This is a genomic window from Vibrio aphrogenes, assembly GCF_002157735.2.
GTDB lineage: Bacteria > Pseudomonadota > Gammaproteobacteria > Enterobacterales > Vibrionaceae > Vibrio > Vibrio aphrogenes.
In genome coordinates, this window is the sequence record NZ_AP018689.1 from 2,044,307 (window position 1) to 2,061,652 (window position 17,346).

Genomic DNA, 17,346 nt, shown 5'->3' on the forward strand with positions numbered 1-17,346 from the left:
GGAAAAGCTCACTCAAACACACAACAAATTCATTAATTTACAAAGCATTTCCCATAAAAAATTAATGATAATGAATCTATTCTCACTTTTAATAAGCGAACAAAAAACCAACAATAATAACTACCAGCTCAAGGAGGGTTAGCATAAAGTCATTCCTAGTTTTTGTATAAGACATTAATTTTTCATTTGATTTTGGAAAGGATGCCATGACTGACTTAAACCACCAGACATTAATCTATCTGCTCTCTCCGTCTATTTCTTATTATGACCCTTTGCTCGAAACATTAACCAAACTCAAACAAGTTGAGATCAGAATCCTCCATATTAACGCACTAAAACACGGTTATCCTATCAGTCACAACCACCTATTATTGGTTGATGCCCGAATCAATGAAAACACCTTATTACACTTACAAACTCATCCAATATTACAACAAGCTAAAGCCAGCGCCCTTATTTATGCTCCAACAGTGCCAAACCTCGCGCTCCTTTCTATCTGGCATAATTTATCCGGTTATTTTTATGATTCGATCTCTAGTCATGAATTTTGCGAATGTACTTTAAAAATAGCGACAGGTAACAATTGCTTGCCTAAAGCGTTATTAGTCGAATTAATTCAATATTGGCAAGCACTCAACAAACAACAAGACCACAAAGATATCCAAGCAAGATTATCGTTAACCAAACGAGAAATTGAAATCTTATCCCACTTACAAATGACGCATTCTAATTTAGACATTGCGGATCTGCTTTTTGTCAGCGAGCACACCATCAAGTCTCATTTGTACCGAATCTTTAAAAAATTGAATGTCCGAAATCGTAGGCAAGCGATCAATTGGGCGCAAATGTATTTAACCTCTGTCAAAACTGGCACTTAATTTGCTTAATTTTTATAGCTACTGATCATCATCAATCTCTTGTGTTGATTTTGACTTTTATTATAAAAACAATTGCTTGCACTTTTTTTGACATCAAACGACAACATTCCGTTGCTATGTTTGTCTTGAATACTGAAAAGATGCTATTTTATTCGGCATATACCATCTATAAGAATTAAAGGTTTATCATGATCAAAAAATGTCTATTCCCTGCTGCGGGTTATGGAACACGTTTCTTACCTGCTACGAAATCCATGCCCAAAGAAATGATGCCCGTCGTTAACAAACCTCTGATTGAATATGGGGTTGAAGAAGCCATTCAAGCGGGAATGACCGGTATGTGCATTGTCACTGGACGTGGTAAGCACTCTTTGACCGATCACTTTGATAAAAACTACGAACTTGAGCACCAAATTAAAGGCACCAACAAGGAAGAGCTCTTAGTTGATATTCGCGACATCATTGATAGCGCTAACTTTACCTATATTCGTCAGCGCGAAATGAAAGGTTTAGGTCATGCAATTTTAACCGGTCGTGAATTAGTGGGCGACCAAGCTTTTGCCGTAGTCTTAGCGGATGACTTATGTGTTAACCCTGATGAAGGGGTGCTTTCTCAAATGGTTGCACTGTATAAGCAATTTCGTTGCACCATTGTGGCCGTTCAAGAAGTTCCAAAAGAAGACGTTCACAAATATGGTGTGATTTCTGGTGAAATGATTAAAGACGATTTGTACCGTGTTGATGACATGGTCGAAAAACCAGAACCAGGTACTGAACCAAGTAATTTAGCCATCATCGGTCGTTATATTATGACGCCAGATATTTTTGAGCTGATTGAACAAACAGAACCCGGCAAAGGTGGAGAAATTCAAATCACTGATGCCCTACTTAAACAAGCCAAATCAGGTTGTGTGTTAGCTTATAAGTTTAAAGGCAAACGCTTTGACTGTGGTAGCGTTGAAGGCTATATCGAAGCAACAAACTACTGCTATGAAAACATGTATCTGAAAGCACAAGATACCAAAACCAGCAAAAAATAATTTCTATTTAGCCTGAGCTTATTCTATTTGAAAGCCGTCTTCATTGCCTATGAAGACGGCTTTTTACTGTCAATTTATACAGTATCTTATTTCTACTTTTTCAAACTTATGTAATACTAATGGCGCTAACTTTTAACCAATGAGAACGTGAAGCATGGAAACAATCGAAGTTCGCGGCGCCCGAACCCACAACCTTAAAAACATCAACCTCACCATCCCTCGAGATAAATTGATTGTCATTACCGGTTTATCAGGTTCAGGTAAATCGTCATTAGCGTTTGATACCCTCTATGCTGAAGGGCAGCGTCGTTATGTTGAATCTCTTTCTGCCTACGCTCGCCAATTTTTATCCTTGATGGAAAAACCCGATGTGGATCATATCGAAGGCTTATCTCCGGCGATTTCTATTGAACAAAAGTCGACCTCTCATAACCCTCGTTCAACCGTTGGTACCATTACTGAAATCTACGATTATTTGCGTCTGCTTTACGCTCGTGTAGGAGAGCCGCGTTGCCCAGAGCACGATACACCGCTTGCAGCACAAACCATCTCACAAATGGTTGATAAAGTGCTAGAAATGCCAGAAAACAGCAAACTGATGTTACTGGCCCCGATCGTGAAAGAACGTAAAGGTGAGCATGTTAAAACGCTACAAAATCTCGCCGCACAAGGTTTTATCCGTGCTCGTATTGATGGTGAAACCTGTGATCTTTCCGATCCACCGACCTTAGAGCTGCATAAAAAACACACCATTGAAGTGGTGGTGGATCGCTTTAAAGTGCGTGAGGGAATTCAACAACGTTTGGCTGAATCATTTGAAACCGCGTTAGAGCTTTCCGGTGGCACCGCTACCGTCAGTTGGATGGATGATGATAACCAAGAAGACATTATTTTCTCAGCAAATTTCGCTTGTTCACACTGTGGCTACAGCATGCGAGAGCTAGAGCCGCGCTTATTCTCTTTTAACAACCCAGCCGGGGCCTGTGAAACCTGTGACGGTTTAGGGGTACAACAATATTTTGATGCCGAGCGTGTCATCCAAGACGAAAGCCTAAGCTTAGCCAATGGGGCCATTCGTGGTTGGGATAAAAAGAACTTCTATTACTTTCAAATGTTAAGCGCATTGGCTGAACATTATGACTTCGATTTACAACAACCCTTTAATCAACTACCGAAGAAAATTCGAGAGGTGGTCTTAAACGGCTCGAAGAAAGAACAAATCGAATTTAAATACGTCAATGATCGTGGTGATATTCGCGTTAAACGCCATCCTTTTGAAGGCATCCTCAATAACTTAAATCGCCGCTATCATGAAACAGAATCGAACTCTGTTCGTGAAGAGTTATCTAAATATATTTCAAATAAATGCTGCTCAAGCTGTGGTGGTGCGCGTCTAAAAACCGAAGCTCGTCATGTCTTTATTGACAATACCAACTTGCCACAAGTGGTTGAGATGAGTATTCATGACGCGATGCAGTTTTTTGCATCCTTGCAACTGACTGGGCAACGAGCACAAATCGCAGAGAAGATCTTAAAAGAGATCAACGACCGTTTAAATTTCTTGATCAACGTGGGGCTGAATTACCTGAACTTATCACGGAGCGCCGAAACCTTATCCGGTGGAGAAGCGCAGCGTATTCGTCTTGCCAGTCAAATTGGGGCAGGATTAGTCGGTGTGATGTACGTACTCGATGAGCCCTCGATCGGATTACATCAGCGTGATAATGAACGCTTACTCAAAACCTTGATCCACCTGCGTGATTTAGGCAATACCGTATTGGTGGTCGAACACGATGAAGATGCGATCCGTGCGGCCGACCATGTGATCGATATTGGCCCTGGAGCCGGTGTTCATGGTGGGAATGTGATTGCCGAAGGCAGCATGCAAGATATCCTCGACAACCCGAACTCACTGACAGGCCAATACTTAAGTGGCGTAAAACAAATTGAAGTGCCGAAACAACGCACGCCAATAGATAAAAAGAAAGTGGTCGAGTTGATTGGCGCAACCGGCAATAACTTACACAATGTCGACCTTTCTATTCCGGTAGGCTTATTGACTTGTGTGACAGGTGTATCTGGCTCCGGTAAATCGACTCTGATTAATGATACTTTCTTTAAAATTGCCCATGCACGTTTAAATGGCGCGACCACAGCTGAAGCCGCACCTTATAAGAAAATCAATGGCCTTGAGCACTTTGATAAGGTAATTGATATTAACCAAAGCCCAATTGGCCGTACCCCACGTTCAAACCCAGCGACCTATACTGGCATTTTCACCCCCATTCGTGAACTGTTTGCCGGCACTCAAGAGTCTCGCTCTCGTGGCTATAAACCGGGGCGCTTTAGTTTTAACGTTCGTGGTGGACGCTGTGAAGCCTGCCAAGGTGATGGGGTTATTAAAGTGGAAATGCACTTCTTACCTGACGTGTATGTACCTTGTGATGCTTGTAAAGGTAAGCGTTATAATCGTGAGACCTTAGATGTACGCTACAAAGGCAAGAGCATTGATGAGGTTTTAGAAATGACAGTCGAAGATGCGCACGCCTTCTTCGAACCGGTGCCGGTGATTGCTCGCAAACTCAAAACCTTAATCGATGTTGGCTTGTCTTATATTCGTTTAGGGCAAGCGGCAACAACGTTATCAGGCGGTGAAGCGCAACGAGTGAAACTGGCCAAAGAGCTTTCCAAACGTGATACCGGAAAAACCTTATACATTCTCGATGAACCGACAACAGGGCTGCACTTCCACGATATTCAGCAATTACTGACCGTGCTGCATCGCTTACGTGACCACGGCAATACCATTGTAGTGATTGAACACAATCTTGATGTCATCAAAACCGCAGATTGGATTGTTGATTTAGGCCCTGAAGGGGGAAGTGGTGGCGGTGAAATCATTGCCGCGGGTACACCTGAACAAGTAGTGAAAGTCAAGGGCTCACACACGGCGCATTTCTTAAAGCCATTATTGAAATAGATGAACGAGGTCTCGGGTCTCGGGTCTCGGGTCTCGGGTCTCGGGTCTCGGGTCTCGGGTCTCGGGTCTCGGGTCTCGGGGATTATGATCCTATCTCATTATCCATCAAGCTAATTTTCTTCAACAACACCTCGTTATTCCGCTCGCAGCTTTGATCTTAGCTCATCTTTTTTTACTCATTAATGATAGTATTAGTGGCAAATTTTACTGCGACAATTTAGGACTGTAACTGACATGGCAATCTTACACACTCAAGGCACTCAATTAGAGGAAGTACCTGAGCCAAGCATTTTAGCGAAACCTTTTTTATGGTCATTAGGGATCGTTTTTTTCATTGCCATGCATTATTTTCAACCAAACCCAGGCGGCGCTGGCCTCACACTTTCTTTTAACACCACCACTTGGTTAGCGCTTAGCATAAGCTTTGGCATTGGTCTTTATGCGATAAGCAATCTGCAAAAAATACGTATTACGAGCCTAACGGTCGTGATGTTTATCGTCTGTATTATTTTAACCATCCCTGTCTTCTATCCAGACTCAAATGGACAAGATGTCATGTTAAGGCTGATTGGCTTGTGGGCAGGTTGGCTGTTGTTACTCATTCTTCATCAATACCCCCTCTCAATCAAACAAAAGCAAACCCTATTGCTCTTTATTGTGGGAGCGGTGTTTATTGAGTCGGTGTACAGCTATTTTCAATATTTGTTTTTAGAGCCCGGTAATTCGTTTGGTTACAATACTGAATCCAATCGACCTTTCGCCATTTTCCAACAGCCCAATGTCACCGCGAGTTTCTTTGCTACCGGTTTGGCAGTCAGCTCTTATTTATTAGCGCGACAGCAGCAAACACGCACTCTGCACCATAAAGCCGTCGCTATATTATTATTGTTGATGCCTCTGATCACGATTCCTTTATTATGGGTACTGGCTTCTCGCACTGGTTGGCTAGGCGCTAGTGTGGCAACCTTGTTATTAATCCCTTATTTAGTCAAATTTGCCCCAAAACAGACACTCACGCTTTGGGCAATCTCGGTCATTTTAGGCTTAACCGGGGGCTATACCTTAGCGACACTTAATGGTGGGAATGAGTTAATTGCTCAGAAATCTAATCTGGAAAGTCCGCGCCGTTACACTTTTCCGCAAACTGTCGATATGGTGATCGAGCAACCGCTTTCTGGTTATGGTTATGGTAAATTTGAACCCGCTTATATGGTCTATACCGCGCGCCAGCACCAATTAAATCACAACTACCACCCAGGGTTACCCTCAATGGATCACCCGCATAATGAAATTCTTTATTGGGCGGTAGAAGGCGGAATCCTCCCTATTCTTGGATTAATCCTCGCCGCACTTGCGGTATTTCGCAGAGTCAGAAAATCCCCGAAAGGAACTCATCTTGCCCTCGTGGGGTTATTCTTCCCGATCGTGCTGCATACCCAACTAGAATATCCATTTTATCATTCTGCGATCCACTGGATCATATTTGTTATCTTGATTTACTGGGTCGACCAATTAACGTCTCAATATCAAACCTTTGCTTTCGCTCATGTATCAAAAAGCCTATTGCGTGTGGTTTCTCTCCTCATTCCGATCGTCACGGCCTTTTTCATGTTAACCGCATTACATACGAATTATGTCCTCAGTCGATTTGAATATACTCGTCCACTGAATCCCGATTTATTGAATCAGGTGTCTAACCCAAGTGTTTGGAAAGATCGATTTGATTGGGATGTCTATCATACACAAATGAATATTGGCTTACATTTGGATAAACCAGAATACATTCAACCTTATATTGAGTGGGCTACTGAAATCATAAAACGTAAACCTCGCGCCGCCTTTTATTCCAACCTAATTGTGGCTTATCAAGGTATCGGAGAAGATAAAAAAGCCGCTGAAATACGTAAAGAGGCTGAATTTTTATTCCCTGAGCAAGATTTTTCAAAAATTCGTTATCTGTCACCACAAGAAAGAGCCTCTCGCGCAGCGGCGTTATCTGCGGCTCAAGCGATTTCAGGAGCGGAAAAAGAATAGCTTTATCGGTCCTAATAGCGAGTTTTTAGAGGCATATCTTAGGACTCTCTACAATCTAAAAATGGACAACGAGCGCCGGATTTCTCTTCACTCGTTGTCCTAATCACTCTCCTTTTACTCGCCATCCTTCGCTATGTTGTCAACCAATAGCGACTTGTCACGATGATTGTGTTTTTATGGCCAGAATAAGGACTCGGTGCTTATTTACTTATTTACTTATTTACTTATTTACCTTCGATCGTCTCTTGCAACGCTTTCAAACACAGCGCGACATTTTCATTTTTTGCGCTATAACCCATTAAACCAATACGCCACACTTTACCGGCTAAAGCCCCTAAGCCTCCCCCGACTTCAAGGTTATATTGTTGTAATAACTGTTGACGAGTGCTGGCATCATCCACCCCTTCAGGTAAATAAACAGAGTTAAGTTGAGGTAAACGATGCGCCTCATCCACCACATATTGAAAACCTAAAGCTTCTAGGCCAGCTTTTAATTTTTGATGCATTTCAGCATGACGTTGCCACGCATTCTCAAGCCCTTCTTGATATAAAGCGAGCAAGGCTTCATGTAACGCATACAAGCTATTGACTGGAGCCGTATGATGATAGCTGCGCTTTCCTTCCCCGCTCCAATAGCCCAATACTAAACTTTGATCGAGAAACCAGCTTTGTACTGGCGTTTTACGTGCTTGGATTTTTGCGATCGCGTTAGGAGAAAAGGTGATTGGGGATAGCCCCGGGACGCACGATAAGCATTTTTGACTCCCAGAGTAAACCGCATCTAATTGCCACTCATCGACTTTCAAAGGCACGCCACCTAATGAGGTCACCGCATCCACTATGGTCAATGCGCCATAATGTTTGGCAACTTGAGAGAGCGCTTGGGCATCACTTAATGCGCCGGTCGAGGTTTCAGCATGCACAAAGGCTAATATTTTGGCATCACTATGTTCCATGAAAGCGGATTTCACTTTCTCAACACTGACAGGTTGCCCCCATTCATCATCCACCAGCACCACCTCGGCACCGCTGCGAAGGGCGTTTTCACGCATTCGTTCACCAAAGACACCATTACGGCAAATGATCACTTTATCGCCTGGTTCAATTAAGTTCACAAAGCAAGCTTCCATGCCAGCACTGCCGGGTGCTGAAACAGGAATGGTAAATTCATTTTCCGTTTGAAAAGCGTATTTTAGCAAAGCTTTGACATCATCCATCATCCCAATAAACAAAGGGTCTAAGTGTCCAACAGTAGGACGACTTAACGCTTGTAAAACATCAGAGGAAATATCAGAAGGCCCTGGCCCCATTAAAATTCGGCGTGGTGGAAGAAAACGTTGAAAAGTCATAAATATCCTTAATAGTATCATCCATTATTATAATCTCCGTTGGCATCATCTTTCGATCATGTTTGGGAAACGGAAAGTGTGTGCTACAAGTACCAATAATTAAGCAATAAGCTCAAAGAACATGTTATCTACATTCTTGAATTTTATCGCCATCAAATCAACTCGAAAAAAATGCTTATTCTCTTACTTCGATGATTGACTTTTCACCAACAACAACGTTCAATGTAGCTTCATTTCTGCCTAATTTAGGTTGAAAGGAACGTGGTGACTCACACGATGGATCATCACACTAATCTGAATTCAGATTAACTAAGAAGAGGAGCGTAACCCAGGCAGATGGTCGGTGGATCCCGATATCCAACACCAATCATTCAGGGGGAGTTACGCCGAGATGGGTAAATGCTCGGGCATTTAAACTGATAAATTAAAGCTGCTAAATACCTTAGTTGCATCTTTAGCTTATACGGTTATTTCCCATCGGTTGTACAGGTTGAATCCTGTCAACTGTCACCATACTTTATGGTGAAGAGCTTCTCAGGTTTGCATGGTCACACTGTTCGGTGTTGGCCTCTATGTATTGCCCTGCTCTAAGAAATCGCTCTTCAACAATGGACGTTTGCTTATCCAATTTTGATAAGTATTTATGAAGTAATACCAATCATCATTATTTATAGAAAAACAGTGTGAGGCTTTCACGCTCTGATTGGTATCAAATGGGAGACTATGCCGTGAGCGCATTTAACGTAGCAAAATTTGGTGGGACTAGTGTGGCAAATTTCGATGCCATGAGTCGTTGTGCCACTATCATTGAAAATAACCCGACGACGAAACTGGTCGTCAGCAGCGCTTGTTCTGGCGTCACCAATCTCTTAGTCGAATTAGCATTAGGTGTACAAAATCCCAATGATCGTGACGCTATCTTTACCGAACTAAAAACCATTCATTATTCCATCATTGAACACTTTTCTGATCAGCAAAAAACCAAACAAGCGGTTGATGATATTTTAGAGATCTTAGCCGGTATGGCTGAGGCAGCCTCATTTCAATCGAGCGATAAACTGACTGACCACATTGTTGCGTGTGGTGAATTAATGTCGACCCACATTTTGACTCAATTGATGATTGAACGTGGCATTCAAGCGGTACGTTTTGATATCCGCGAAGTTCTGCGTACTAATGGAGACTTTGGTAAAGCGGAGCCTAATATCCCTGAAATCTCGGCGTTAGCACAACAAAAGTTATCACCACTTTGCCAAGACTATGTGGTGATCACCCAAGGCTTTATTGGTAGTGATGTGGACGGCAATACCACTACTTTAGGCCGTGGTGGCAGTGACTACAGTGCTGCTTTAATTGCTGAAGCGGTCAAAGCTTGTGGTTTAGAAATTTGGACCGATGTCCCAGGGATCTATACCACCGATCCTCGTATTGCGCCCAAAGCCACTCCGATTCCTGAAATCAGTTTTAGTGAAGCTTCTGAAATGGCCAATTTTGGGGCCAAAATCCTTCATCCGTCTACTCTGCTTCCGGCTTTACGTCATAAGATCCCGGTTTTTGTGGGCTCTTCTCGTGAACCAGAAAAAGGTGGGACTTGGATTCGTCAGCAAGTCGAAAGTGCCCCACTGTTTCGTGCATTAGCACTGCGTAACAACCAAACTATGGTCACACTACGCAGCCTTGATATGTTCCAAACTTATGGCTTCCTTGCGCAAGTCTTTGCAATTTTGGCCAAGTACCAAGTTTCCGTTGATTTAATCACGACCTCAGAAGTCAGTGTCTCTTTAACCCTAGATCAAACCAACACCTCAGGACAAGCTCCAGAGCTGCCCGTCGATGCCCGCGCAGAATTGGAACAGCTGTGTAACGTTGAAGTGGAACACAACCTGAGCTTAGTCGCTTTAATTGGTAATAAAATGAGCGCTAAGAAAGGCTATGCGAAGCAAGTATTTACTGCGCTCGAAGACGTTAACTTACGTATGATTTGTTATGGTGCTAGCCCCCATAATCTATGTTTCTTATTAGAATCTCAAGAAGCCAAACATGCGGTAGAAGTATTACATAGAGAGTTATTTGAATAAGGAAGGCACGAGGGTTCTAGTCCCTAGTTTCTAGGAAAAGAAGATTCGGATCCGCTTTCAATCCCTTACTCAGCAAATAAAAGTTTAAGAATTTAAAAAGATTAAAGGCGATAACTGTTAATAAGTTATCGCCTTTATTTTATCAGCTAAATAGCTTGAAGAAACAAGAAGAATTAACAGCCTCCGCCACCTAGGAACTAGGGACCAGGGACCGCTCTTCCCTATCTTTAGCTCAAATTCGGCCCTAACCACTTCTCCATTTCCACTTCATCCCAACCTTTACGTTTAGCGTAATCTTCCGCTTGATCTTGTTGGATCTGAGCGATCGCAAAATAACGAGATTCTGGGTGTGAGAAGTACCAACCCGAAACTGAAGCTCCCGGCCACATCGCATAACTTGAGGTCAATGACATGCCAATGGTTTCTTCTACTTTGAGAAGCTCCCACAAGCTACCTTTTTCCGTGTGCTCAGGACAAGCAGGATAACCTGGCGCTGGGCGAATACCTTGGTATTTTTCACGGATCAAATCATCATTGGTGAGCGCTTCATCTGGTGAATAACCCCAAATGTCTTTGCGCACCATTTCATGCATGTATTCAGCAAAAGCTTCAGCTAAGCGATCGGCAACGGCTTGGATCATAATCGCATTAAAGTCATCACCTTGCGCTTTATAGGCATCGGCCAACTCTCGCTCACCAATACCACCGGTTACCGCAAAGCCACCAATCCAATCGGCTTTACCACTGGCTTTTGGCGCAATGTAATCGGATAAACAATAGTTCGCTCCTTTCGGCTTTTCCGTTTGTTGGCGCAAATTGTGCAGCACTTTAATCACTTGTGTACGCGATTCATCGGCATACACTTCAATGTCATCACCAACACTATTAGCAGGGAACATGCCACACATGCCGCTGGCTTTCAGCAGCCCTTCTTGTTCAATTCGATCTAAAAAGACATTGGCATCATCATACAAACGCTGAGCTTCTTCACCGACTTCTTCATGCTCAAAAATTGCCGGGTATTTACCCATTAATCCCCATGTTAAGAAGAAAGGCGTCCAATCGATGTATCGACGTAAGATCGCAGTATCAATATGTTCAAATACATGCACGCCCGGTTTTGCTGGTGCCGGCGGGGTATAGACTTGCCAATCAATCGCAACTTTATTGTCACGAGCACGTTCTAAGGTCACCGGTTTAGTCCGAGGGCGTTTACGAGCATGCTGATCACGCACTCGTTCATAATCAAGATCGAGTTTTTCTACAAAAGCTGGACGCAAGCTATCAGACAACAACGCAGAGCACACCCCAACTGCACGTGAAGCATTATTCACATACACCACAGGTTGTGAGTAGTTTTGCTCGATTTTTACCGCAGTATGGGCTTTCGAGGTAGTGGCACCACCAATCAATAATGGTAAGTCGAAGCCTTGACGCTCCATTTCTTTCGCCACATGCACCATTTCATCAAGCGATGGCGTGATTAGCCCTGATAGACCAATAATATCGACGTTTTCTTCTTTGGCGACTTTAAGGATTTTCTCGGTTGGCACCATCACGCCCAGATCGATGATTTCGTAGTTGTTACATTGCAAAACGACGCCAACAATGTTCTTACCAATGTCATGCACATCACCTTTTACCGTCGCCAATAAAATCTTACCGTTGGTTTGTCCAACTTGTTTTTCAGCATCAATATAAGGTTCGAGATAGGCCACCGCTTGCTTCATCACACGCGCCGATTTCACCACTTGCGGCAAGAACATTTTACCTTCACCGAATAAATCCCCGACTACGTTCATGCCATCCATCAACGGGCCTTCGATCACTTCTAAAGGCTTCGCTGCTTTTTGACGCGCTTCTTCTGTATCTTCAACAATAAATTCGGTAATGCCTTTGACTAAGGCGTGCTCTAGGCGTTTTTCTACTTCCCAAGTACGCCATTCCAACAAGGCGGGATCTTCGGCTTTGCCCACTCCATTGGCGCGATACTCTTCAGCGATATCCAGCAAACGCTCAGTACCATCTTCTCGACGGTTAAGCACCACATCTTCTACCGCTTCACGCAATTTATCGGGTACGTTATCGTAAATTTCTAATTGACCCGCGTTGACGATCCCCATATCCATGCCTTTCTTAAAGCAGTGATACAGGAATACCGCATGAATCGCTTCACGTACGTAGTTATTACCACGAAATGAGAACGACACATTCGACACGCCACCAGAAATCATGGCATAAGGTAGGTCTCGCTTGATATCTCCTACCGCTTCAATGAAATCAACCGCATAGTTATTATGCTCTTCAATGCCGGTAGCAATCGCAAAGATATTAGGGTCAAAAATAATGTCTTCGGGTGGGAAACCGATCTCATCTACTAAGATACGGTACGCTTTAGTACAGATTTCAGTTTTGCGTTCACGCGTATCAGCCTGACCAATTTCATCAAATGCCATCACAATCACAGCTGCGCCATAACGACGGATCAGCTTGGCTTGCTCGATGAATTTATCCACGCCTTCTTTCATCGAAATGGAGTTAACTATGCCTTTGCCTTGCACGCATTTCAGGCCAGCTTCAATCACCTCCCATTTGGAGGAGTCAACCATGATCGGCACTTTGGAAATTTCAGGCTCCGAGGCGCAGAGGTTTAAGAAACGCTCCATACAAGCTTTGGCATCGAGCATCCCTTCATCCATGTTGATATCGATGATCTGTGCGCCATTAGCCACTTGTTCACGCGCCACATCAAGCGCTTCATCGTATTCTTCTTCTACAATTAAACGCTTGAACTTAGCCGAGCCAGTGACGTTAGTACGTTCACCAACGTTCACAAAAAGCGAGTCTTGATCAATAGTTAGTGGCTCAAGACCTGACAAGCGACAGGCTTTTGGAAGCTCTGGCAATGCGCGCGGCTTAAGGCCATCAACCACGCGGGCCATTTGGCGAATATGCTCAGGCGTTGTACCACAACAACCACCGACCATATTTAAGAAACCACTTTGCGCCCATTCTTGAATGTGTTTGGCCATTTCACGCGGTTCAAGATCGTATTCACCAAAAGCATTCGGTAAACCTGCATTAGGGTGAGCGGAGACAAAACTTTCTGAAATGCGCGATAACTCTTCAACATATTGTCGTAATTCATCTGGCCCTAATGCACAGTTCAAACCAAAAGATAACGGTTCAACATGGCGCAAGGCATTATAGAAAGCTTCGGTTGTTTGACCGGATAAAGTTCGGCCTGAGGCATCGGTGATAGTACCTGAAATCATCACAGGTAATTTGTAGCCAATCTCATCAAACACACTTAATACCGCAAAGGCACATGCTTTGGCATTTAAGGTATCAAAGATAGTTTCGATCATGATGATATCAACTCCGCCCTCAATCAAGGCGCGTGTTGATTCAGAGTAAGCAAGTACTAACTCATCAAATGAGACATTGCGAAAACCTGGGTCATTAACATCAGGAGAAATCGAACAAGTGCGGTTCGTTGGCCCTAATACACCGGCGACAAAACGAGGTTTCTCTGGTGTTTTTGCAGTCCACTCTTGCGCCGCTTGTTTGGCAAGTTTGGCGGCAGCAAAGTTAATTTCCGCACTCAAACTTTGCATATCATAATCAGCCATCGCAATGGTGGTGGCATTAAAGGTATTGGTTTCGAGAATATCTGCGCCAGCGGCCAAATAATCCGAGTGGATTTGCTTGATGAGTTGCGGTTGAGTTAAGACCAATAAGTCATTATTACCTTTGAGATCACTATGCCAATCGGCAAAGCGTTCACCACGATAATCGGCTTCTTGTAACTGATGCGATTGGATCATGGTCCCCATCCCGCCATCAATTAATAAAATGCGTGATGCTAATAATGCTTCAATTTGATTTTTCACTTCATTACGATGAGTACTAGTGCTTCCAGCCACGATACAACCTCTTTCCTTATCTCTTTTGGACATCCTAGCATAGAAATCTAGACGTCTAAAATAACTTTTAATGCTACCAGATTCTCTTTTTTACCATGTATTTTGTCTCTCTTGCTCTAATCTTATAAAAAATGTATTGATATTTATAATGAAGCACATGAAAATTGCCGAATTACAAATTGTTACACTCAACCAAGGTTAAACTATGTCGGTTTATAACACGCTTTGCTTCTTATCGTTTGCTGCGATGCTGATAGCATTGATTAACAGTAAATTTGGTCGTTTACAGACAACGATCGCCATTACTGCAGGCGCAATGGTACTTTCACTTTTGATACTCATTGCCGGTCATAGCGGCTGGTTCAACTTAGTTGATATCGCGTCAAAGACTATGGCAGAGATAAACTTTGAAAACTTCCTATTAAATGGGATTTTAGGTTTCTTATTATTTGCCGGTGGTCTTGGGATCAAACTTCCTCATTTTTCTGATCAAAAATGGGAAATTGCCATACTGGCGTTTGTGGGAACATTATTCTCAACCTTCTTTATCGGTTTCAGCCTCTATTGGATCTGTAATGTGATTAATATTCACATTGATCTCATTTACTGCTTATTGTTTGGTGCATTGATTTCACCAACCGACCCCATCGCTGTATTGGCCATTGTTAAAAAATTAAAAGCTCCACAACGTATTTCGACTCAAATCGAAGGCGAATCTTTATTTAACGATGGTATTGGCTTAGTTATCTTCGTTACCATTTTTACAGTTGCCTTTGGTGGCCACGCTCCAACCTTTGGTAATGTGGTTTCTTTATTTATGCAAGAAGCCGTGGGCGGTATTGTTTATGGTTTTGTATTAGGGCTACTGTTCCATTACCTCATCAGCTCAACCAACGATCACTCAATGGAACTGCTGTTGATGATCTGTATTCCAACCGCAGGTTATGCGTTTGCTGAAACACTCGAGGTATCAGGCCCTCTCGCAATGGTGGTTGCGAGTATCATGATTGGTAACTGGACGCGCTATGTCGGGTTCTCTAAAGAAAGTACCGAACATATGGATCATTTCTGGGAGTTAATTGATGAATTCTTAAATGGCATCTTATTCCTATTAATTGGTATGTCATTATTGCTTTTTGAATTCCACTCAGAAGATTGGATTATGATGGCGATTGCGATTCCACTGGTATTGCTTGCCCGCTTCTTGAGCGTCTGGATCCCATTTATTGGCTTCAAACGTTTCCGCACCTACAATAAATGGTCGGTAAAAATCTTAACTTGGGGCGGCCTACGTGGCGGTCTAGCACTTGCAATGGCACTATCTATTCCACACGGTAAATACTTTGTGACGGCAGATCAAATTGATGTCAAAGAAATCATTATGGTAATGACTTATGCGGTAGTGGTGTTCTCGATTCTCATTCAAGGGTCAACCATCACTCCTATGATCAATAAAGCTAAGTTGGTACAAAAACAAATGGATGAGGCTCAGCAACTAAAAGCCAGTGCTGACACAGCACAAGCTGAAGATACACAGAAAAAAGAGGTTTAACCAGAGCTGCCAACCTAAAAGAAAAGCACCAAACACTCGCCCGAATCCTCTATTCTGATTCGGGCGTTTTTTATGCTGATAGCCCAAAGTTTTTTATGCTAATAGCCCCAAAAAAGCCCGACACATTTAAGTGCCGGGCTGCAATAGTATTTTTATCGATATTGATATTGATATTGATATGATTGAGCTGTCTTTGTGTAGCTTTATTTATCTTTGATAGCCCATCAAATCGATAGTGACATTACTTAATGGTAATGCGAGCAAATTTACGTTTACCAACTTGGTATACAGAGGTGCCCACTTGTGGGATCAATTTAGTATCTTCAATTTTCTCCCCATCCATTTTCGCCGCACCTTGACGAATCATACGCATCGCATCAGAAGTAGAAGCGACTAGACCCGCTTCTTTTAAAGCGTTCGTAATGGCAATTCCTGCTTCAAATTCAAATTCAGGCATTTCATCTGGGATTTGATTTTTCGCGAAACGGTTCACAAATTCTTGTTCTGCCGCTTCCGCATCTGCTTCAGAGTGGAAACGAGCAATGATTTCTTTAGCTAGCAGCACTTTAATGTCACGAGGGTTTTTACCCGCTTCAACATCTGCTTTAAATTGAGCTACTTCTTCTAATGGACGGAACGACAACAATTCGTAGTAACTCCACATCAAATCATCAGAGATTGACATGATTTTACCAAACATTTCACTTGGCGCTTCACTCACACCAATGTAGTTATGCGCTGATTTAGACATTTTTTTCTCACCGTCTAAACCCACTAATAATGGCATCATCAGAACGACTTGTGGTTTTTGACCATGGGCTTTTTGTAGCTCACGTCCCATCAATAAGTTGAACTTCTGATCAGTACCGCCTAGCTCCACGTCTGTTTCCATCGCAACAGAATCATAGCCTTGTAGTAACGGATACATAAACTCATGAATCGCAATAGGTTGGTTGCTGGCATAACGTTTTTTGAAATCATCACGCTCTAGCATACGGGCAACCGTTTGATTTGATGCTAAACGGATCATGCCTTCTGCGCCAAGATGTGATAACCACTCTGAGTTAAACTGAATAGTCGTTTTTTCTGGGTCTAGAATCTTAAAGACTTGCTTCTTATAGGTTTCAGCATTAGCCAGAACATCTTCACGAGTCAGTGGTGGACGGGTCGTATTTTTACCACTTGGATCACCAACCATACCGGTGAAGTCACCAATCAAAAACGTGACTTCATGACCAAGGTCTTGGAAAGTACGAAGTTTATTTAAAATAACCGTGTGGCCTAAATGAATATCAGGGGCAGTTGGATCGGCACCTAATTTAATTTTCAGCGGACGATTCTCTTTTAACTTTTCAATCAGTTCTTCTTCAGGGATAAGCTCATCAACACCACGTTTAATCTCAGCTAATGCAGCTTCAATACTCGACATTTAGGTTTTCTCCAACAATTCTGTAAAAATGTATAATCAGGACATAATACGCAATAGCGCTGTTTTTGGAAACCAGTTAG

Annotated in this window: 9 protein-coding genes and 1 riboswitch; of the genes, 6 read left to right on the forward strand and 3 right to left on the reverse strand. The window is 42.8% G+C overall.

Going from position 1 to position 17,346, the window contains the following annotated elements:
- Positions 1-206 precede the first annotated feature (206 nt).
- From VCA1004_RS09370 to VCA1004_RS09385, 4 genes are all read left to right on the forward strand, one after another.
- Positions 207-878 (forward strand): response regulator transcription factor, encoded by a 672-nt coding sequence (locus tag VCA1004_RS09370; protein ID WP_086981520.1) that lies wholly within the window; start codon positions 207-209, stop codon positions 876-878.
- Positions 879-1,066: 188 nt separating this feature from the next.
- Positions 1,067-1,918, forward strand: a complete 852-nt coding sequence (gene galU / locus VCA1004_RS09375) for a UTP--glucose-1-phosphate uridylyltransferase GalU (protein ID WP_086981521.1) — start codon at positions 1,067-1,069, stop codon at positions 1,916-1,918.
- A 154-nt stretch (positions 1,919-2,072) separates the two neighbouring features.
- Entirely contained in the window at positions 2,073-4,898 is a 2,826-nt protein-coding gene (uvrA, locus tag VCA1004_RS09380; protein WP_086981522.1) for an excinuclease ABC subunit UvrA, read from the forward strand.
- 234 nt (positions 4,899-5,132) lie between these two features.
- Entirely contained in the window at positions 5,133-6,932 is a 1,800-nt protein-coding gene (locus VCA1004_RS09385; RefSeq protein ID WP_086981523.1) for a PglL family O-oligosaccharyltransferase, read from the forward strand.
- A 224-nt stretch (positions 6,933-7,156) separates the two neighbouring features.
- On the opposite strand, the gene VCA1004_RS09390 is transcribed toward VCA1004_RS09385, so the two are convergent.
- Positions 7,157-8,281 carry a pyridoxal-phosphate-dependent aminotransferase family protein gene (locus VCA1004_RS09390; protein WP_086981524.1) on the reverse strand — a complete coding sequence of 375 codons (1,125 nt, stop codon included), beginning with the start codon at positions 8,279-8,281 and terminating at the stop codon, positions 7,157-7,159.
- 306 nt (positions 8,282-8,587) lie between these two features.
- Positions 8,588-8,822, forward strand: a riboswitch (Lysine riboswitch).
- 172 nt (positions 8,823-8,994) lie between these two features.
- Here VCA1004_RS09390 and lysC point away from each other — a divergent pair.
- Positions 8,995-10,359, forward strand: coding sequence for a lysine-sensitive aspartokinase 3 (lysC, locus tag VCA1004_RS09395; RefSeq protein ID WP_408646903.1), 1,365 nt, complete (start codon positions 8,995-8,997; stop codon positions 10,357-10,359).
- Positions 10,360-10,586: 227 nt separating this feature from the next.
- On the opposite strand, the gene metH is transcribed toward lysC, so the two are convergent.
- Positions 10,587-14,318 (reverse strand): methionine synthase, encoded by a 3,732-nt coding sequence (gene metH / locus VCA1004_RS09400; RefSeq protein WP_086981525.1) that lies wholly within the window; start codon positions 14,316-14,318, stop codon positions 10,587-10,589.
- A 172-nt stretch (positions 14,319-14,490) separates the two neighbouring features.
- Between metH and VCA1004_RS09405 the strand changes: the two genes are divergently transcribed.
- Positions 14,491-15,837: a cation:proton antiporter gene (locus VCA1004_RS09405; RefSeq protein WP_086981526.1), complete on the forward strand. Its 1,347-nt coding sequence runs from the start codon at positions 14,491-14,493 to the stop codon at positions 15,835-15,837.
- Positions 15,838-16,078: 241 nt separating this feature from the next.
- On the opposite strand, the gene tyrS is transcribed toward VCA1004_RS09405, so the two are convergent.
- Positions 16,079-17,266: a tyrosine--tRNA ligase gene (gene tyrS / locus VCA1004_RS09410; protein WP_086981527.1), complete on the reverse strand. Its 1,188-nt coding sequence runs from the start codon at positions 17,264-17,266 to the stop codon at positions 16,079-16,081.
- Positions 17,267-17,346 lie beyond the last annotated feature (80 nt).

Coding starts and splice junctions, on each gene's coding strand:
- VCA1004_RS09370 (WP_086981520.1), top strand. CDS start 207: ATGACTGACTTAAACCACCAGACATTAATCTATCTGCTCTCTCCGTCT.
- galU (WP_086981521.1), top strand. CDS start 1,067: ATGATCAAAAAATGTCTATTCCCTGCTGCGGGTTATGGAACACGTTTC.
- uvrA (WP_086981522.1), top strand. CDS start 2,073: ATGGAAACAATCGAAGTTCGCGGCGCCCGAACCCACAACCTTAAAAAC.
- VCA1004_RS09385 (WP_086981523.1), top strand. CDS start 5,133: ATGGCAATCTTACACACTCAAGGCACTCAATTAGAGGAAGTACCTGAG.
- VCA1004_RS09390 (WP_086981524.1), bottom strand. CDS start 8,281: ATGACTTTTCAACGTTTTCTTCCACCACGCCGAATTTTAATGGGGCCA.
- lysC (WP_408646903.1), top strand. CDS start 8,995: ATGGGAGACTATGCCGTGAGCGCATTTAACGTAGCAAAATTTGGTGGG.
- metH (WP_086981525.1), bottom strand. CDS start 14,318: ATGTCCAAAAGAGATAAGGAAAGAGGTTGTATCGTGGCTGGAAGCACT.
- VCA1004_RS09405 (WP_086981526.1), top strand. CDS start 14,491: ATGTCGGTTTATAACACGCTTTGCTTCTTATCGTTTGCTGCGATGCTG.
- tyrS (WP_086981527.1), bottom strand. CDS start 17,266: ATGTCGAGTATTGAAGCTGCATTAGCTGAGATTAAACGTGGTGTTGAT.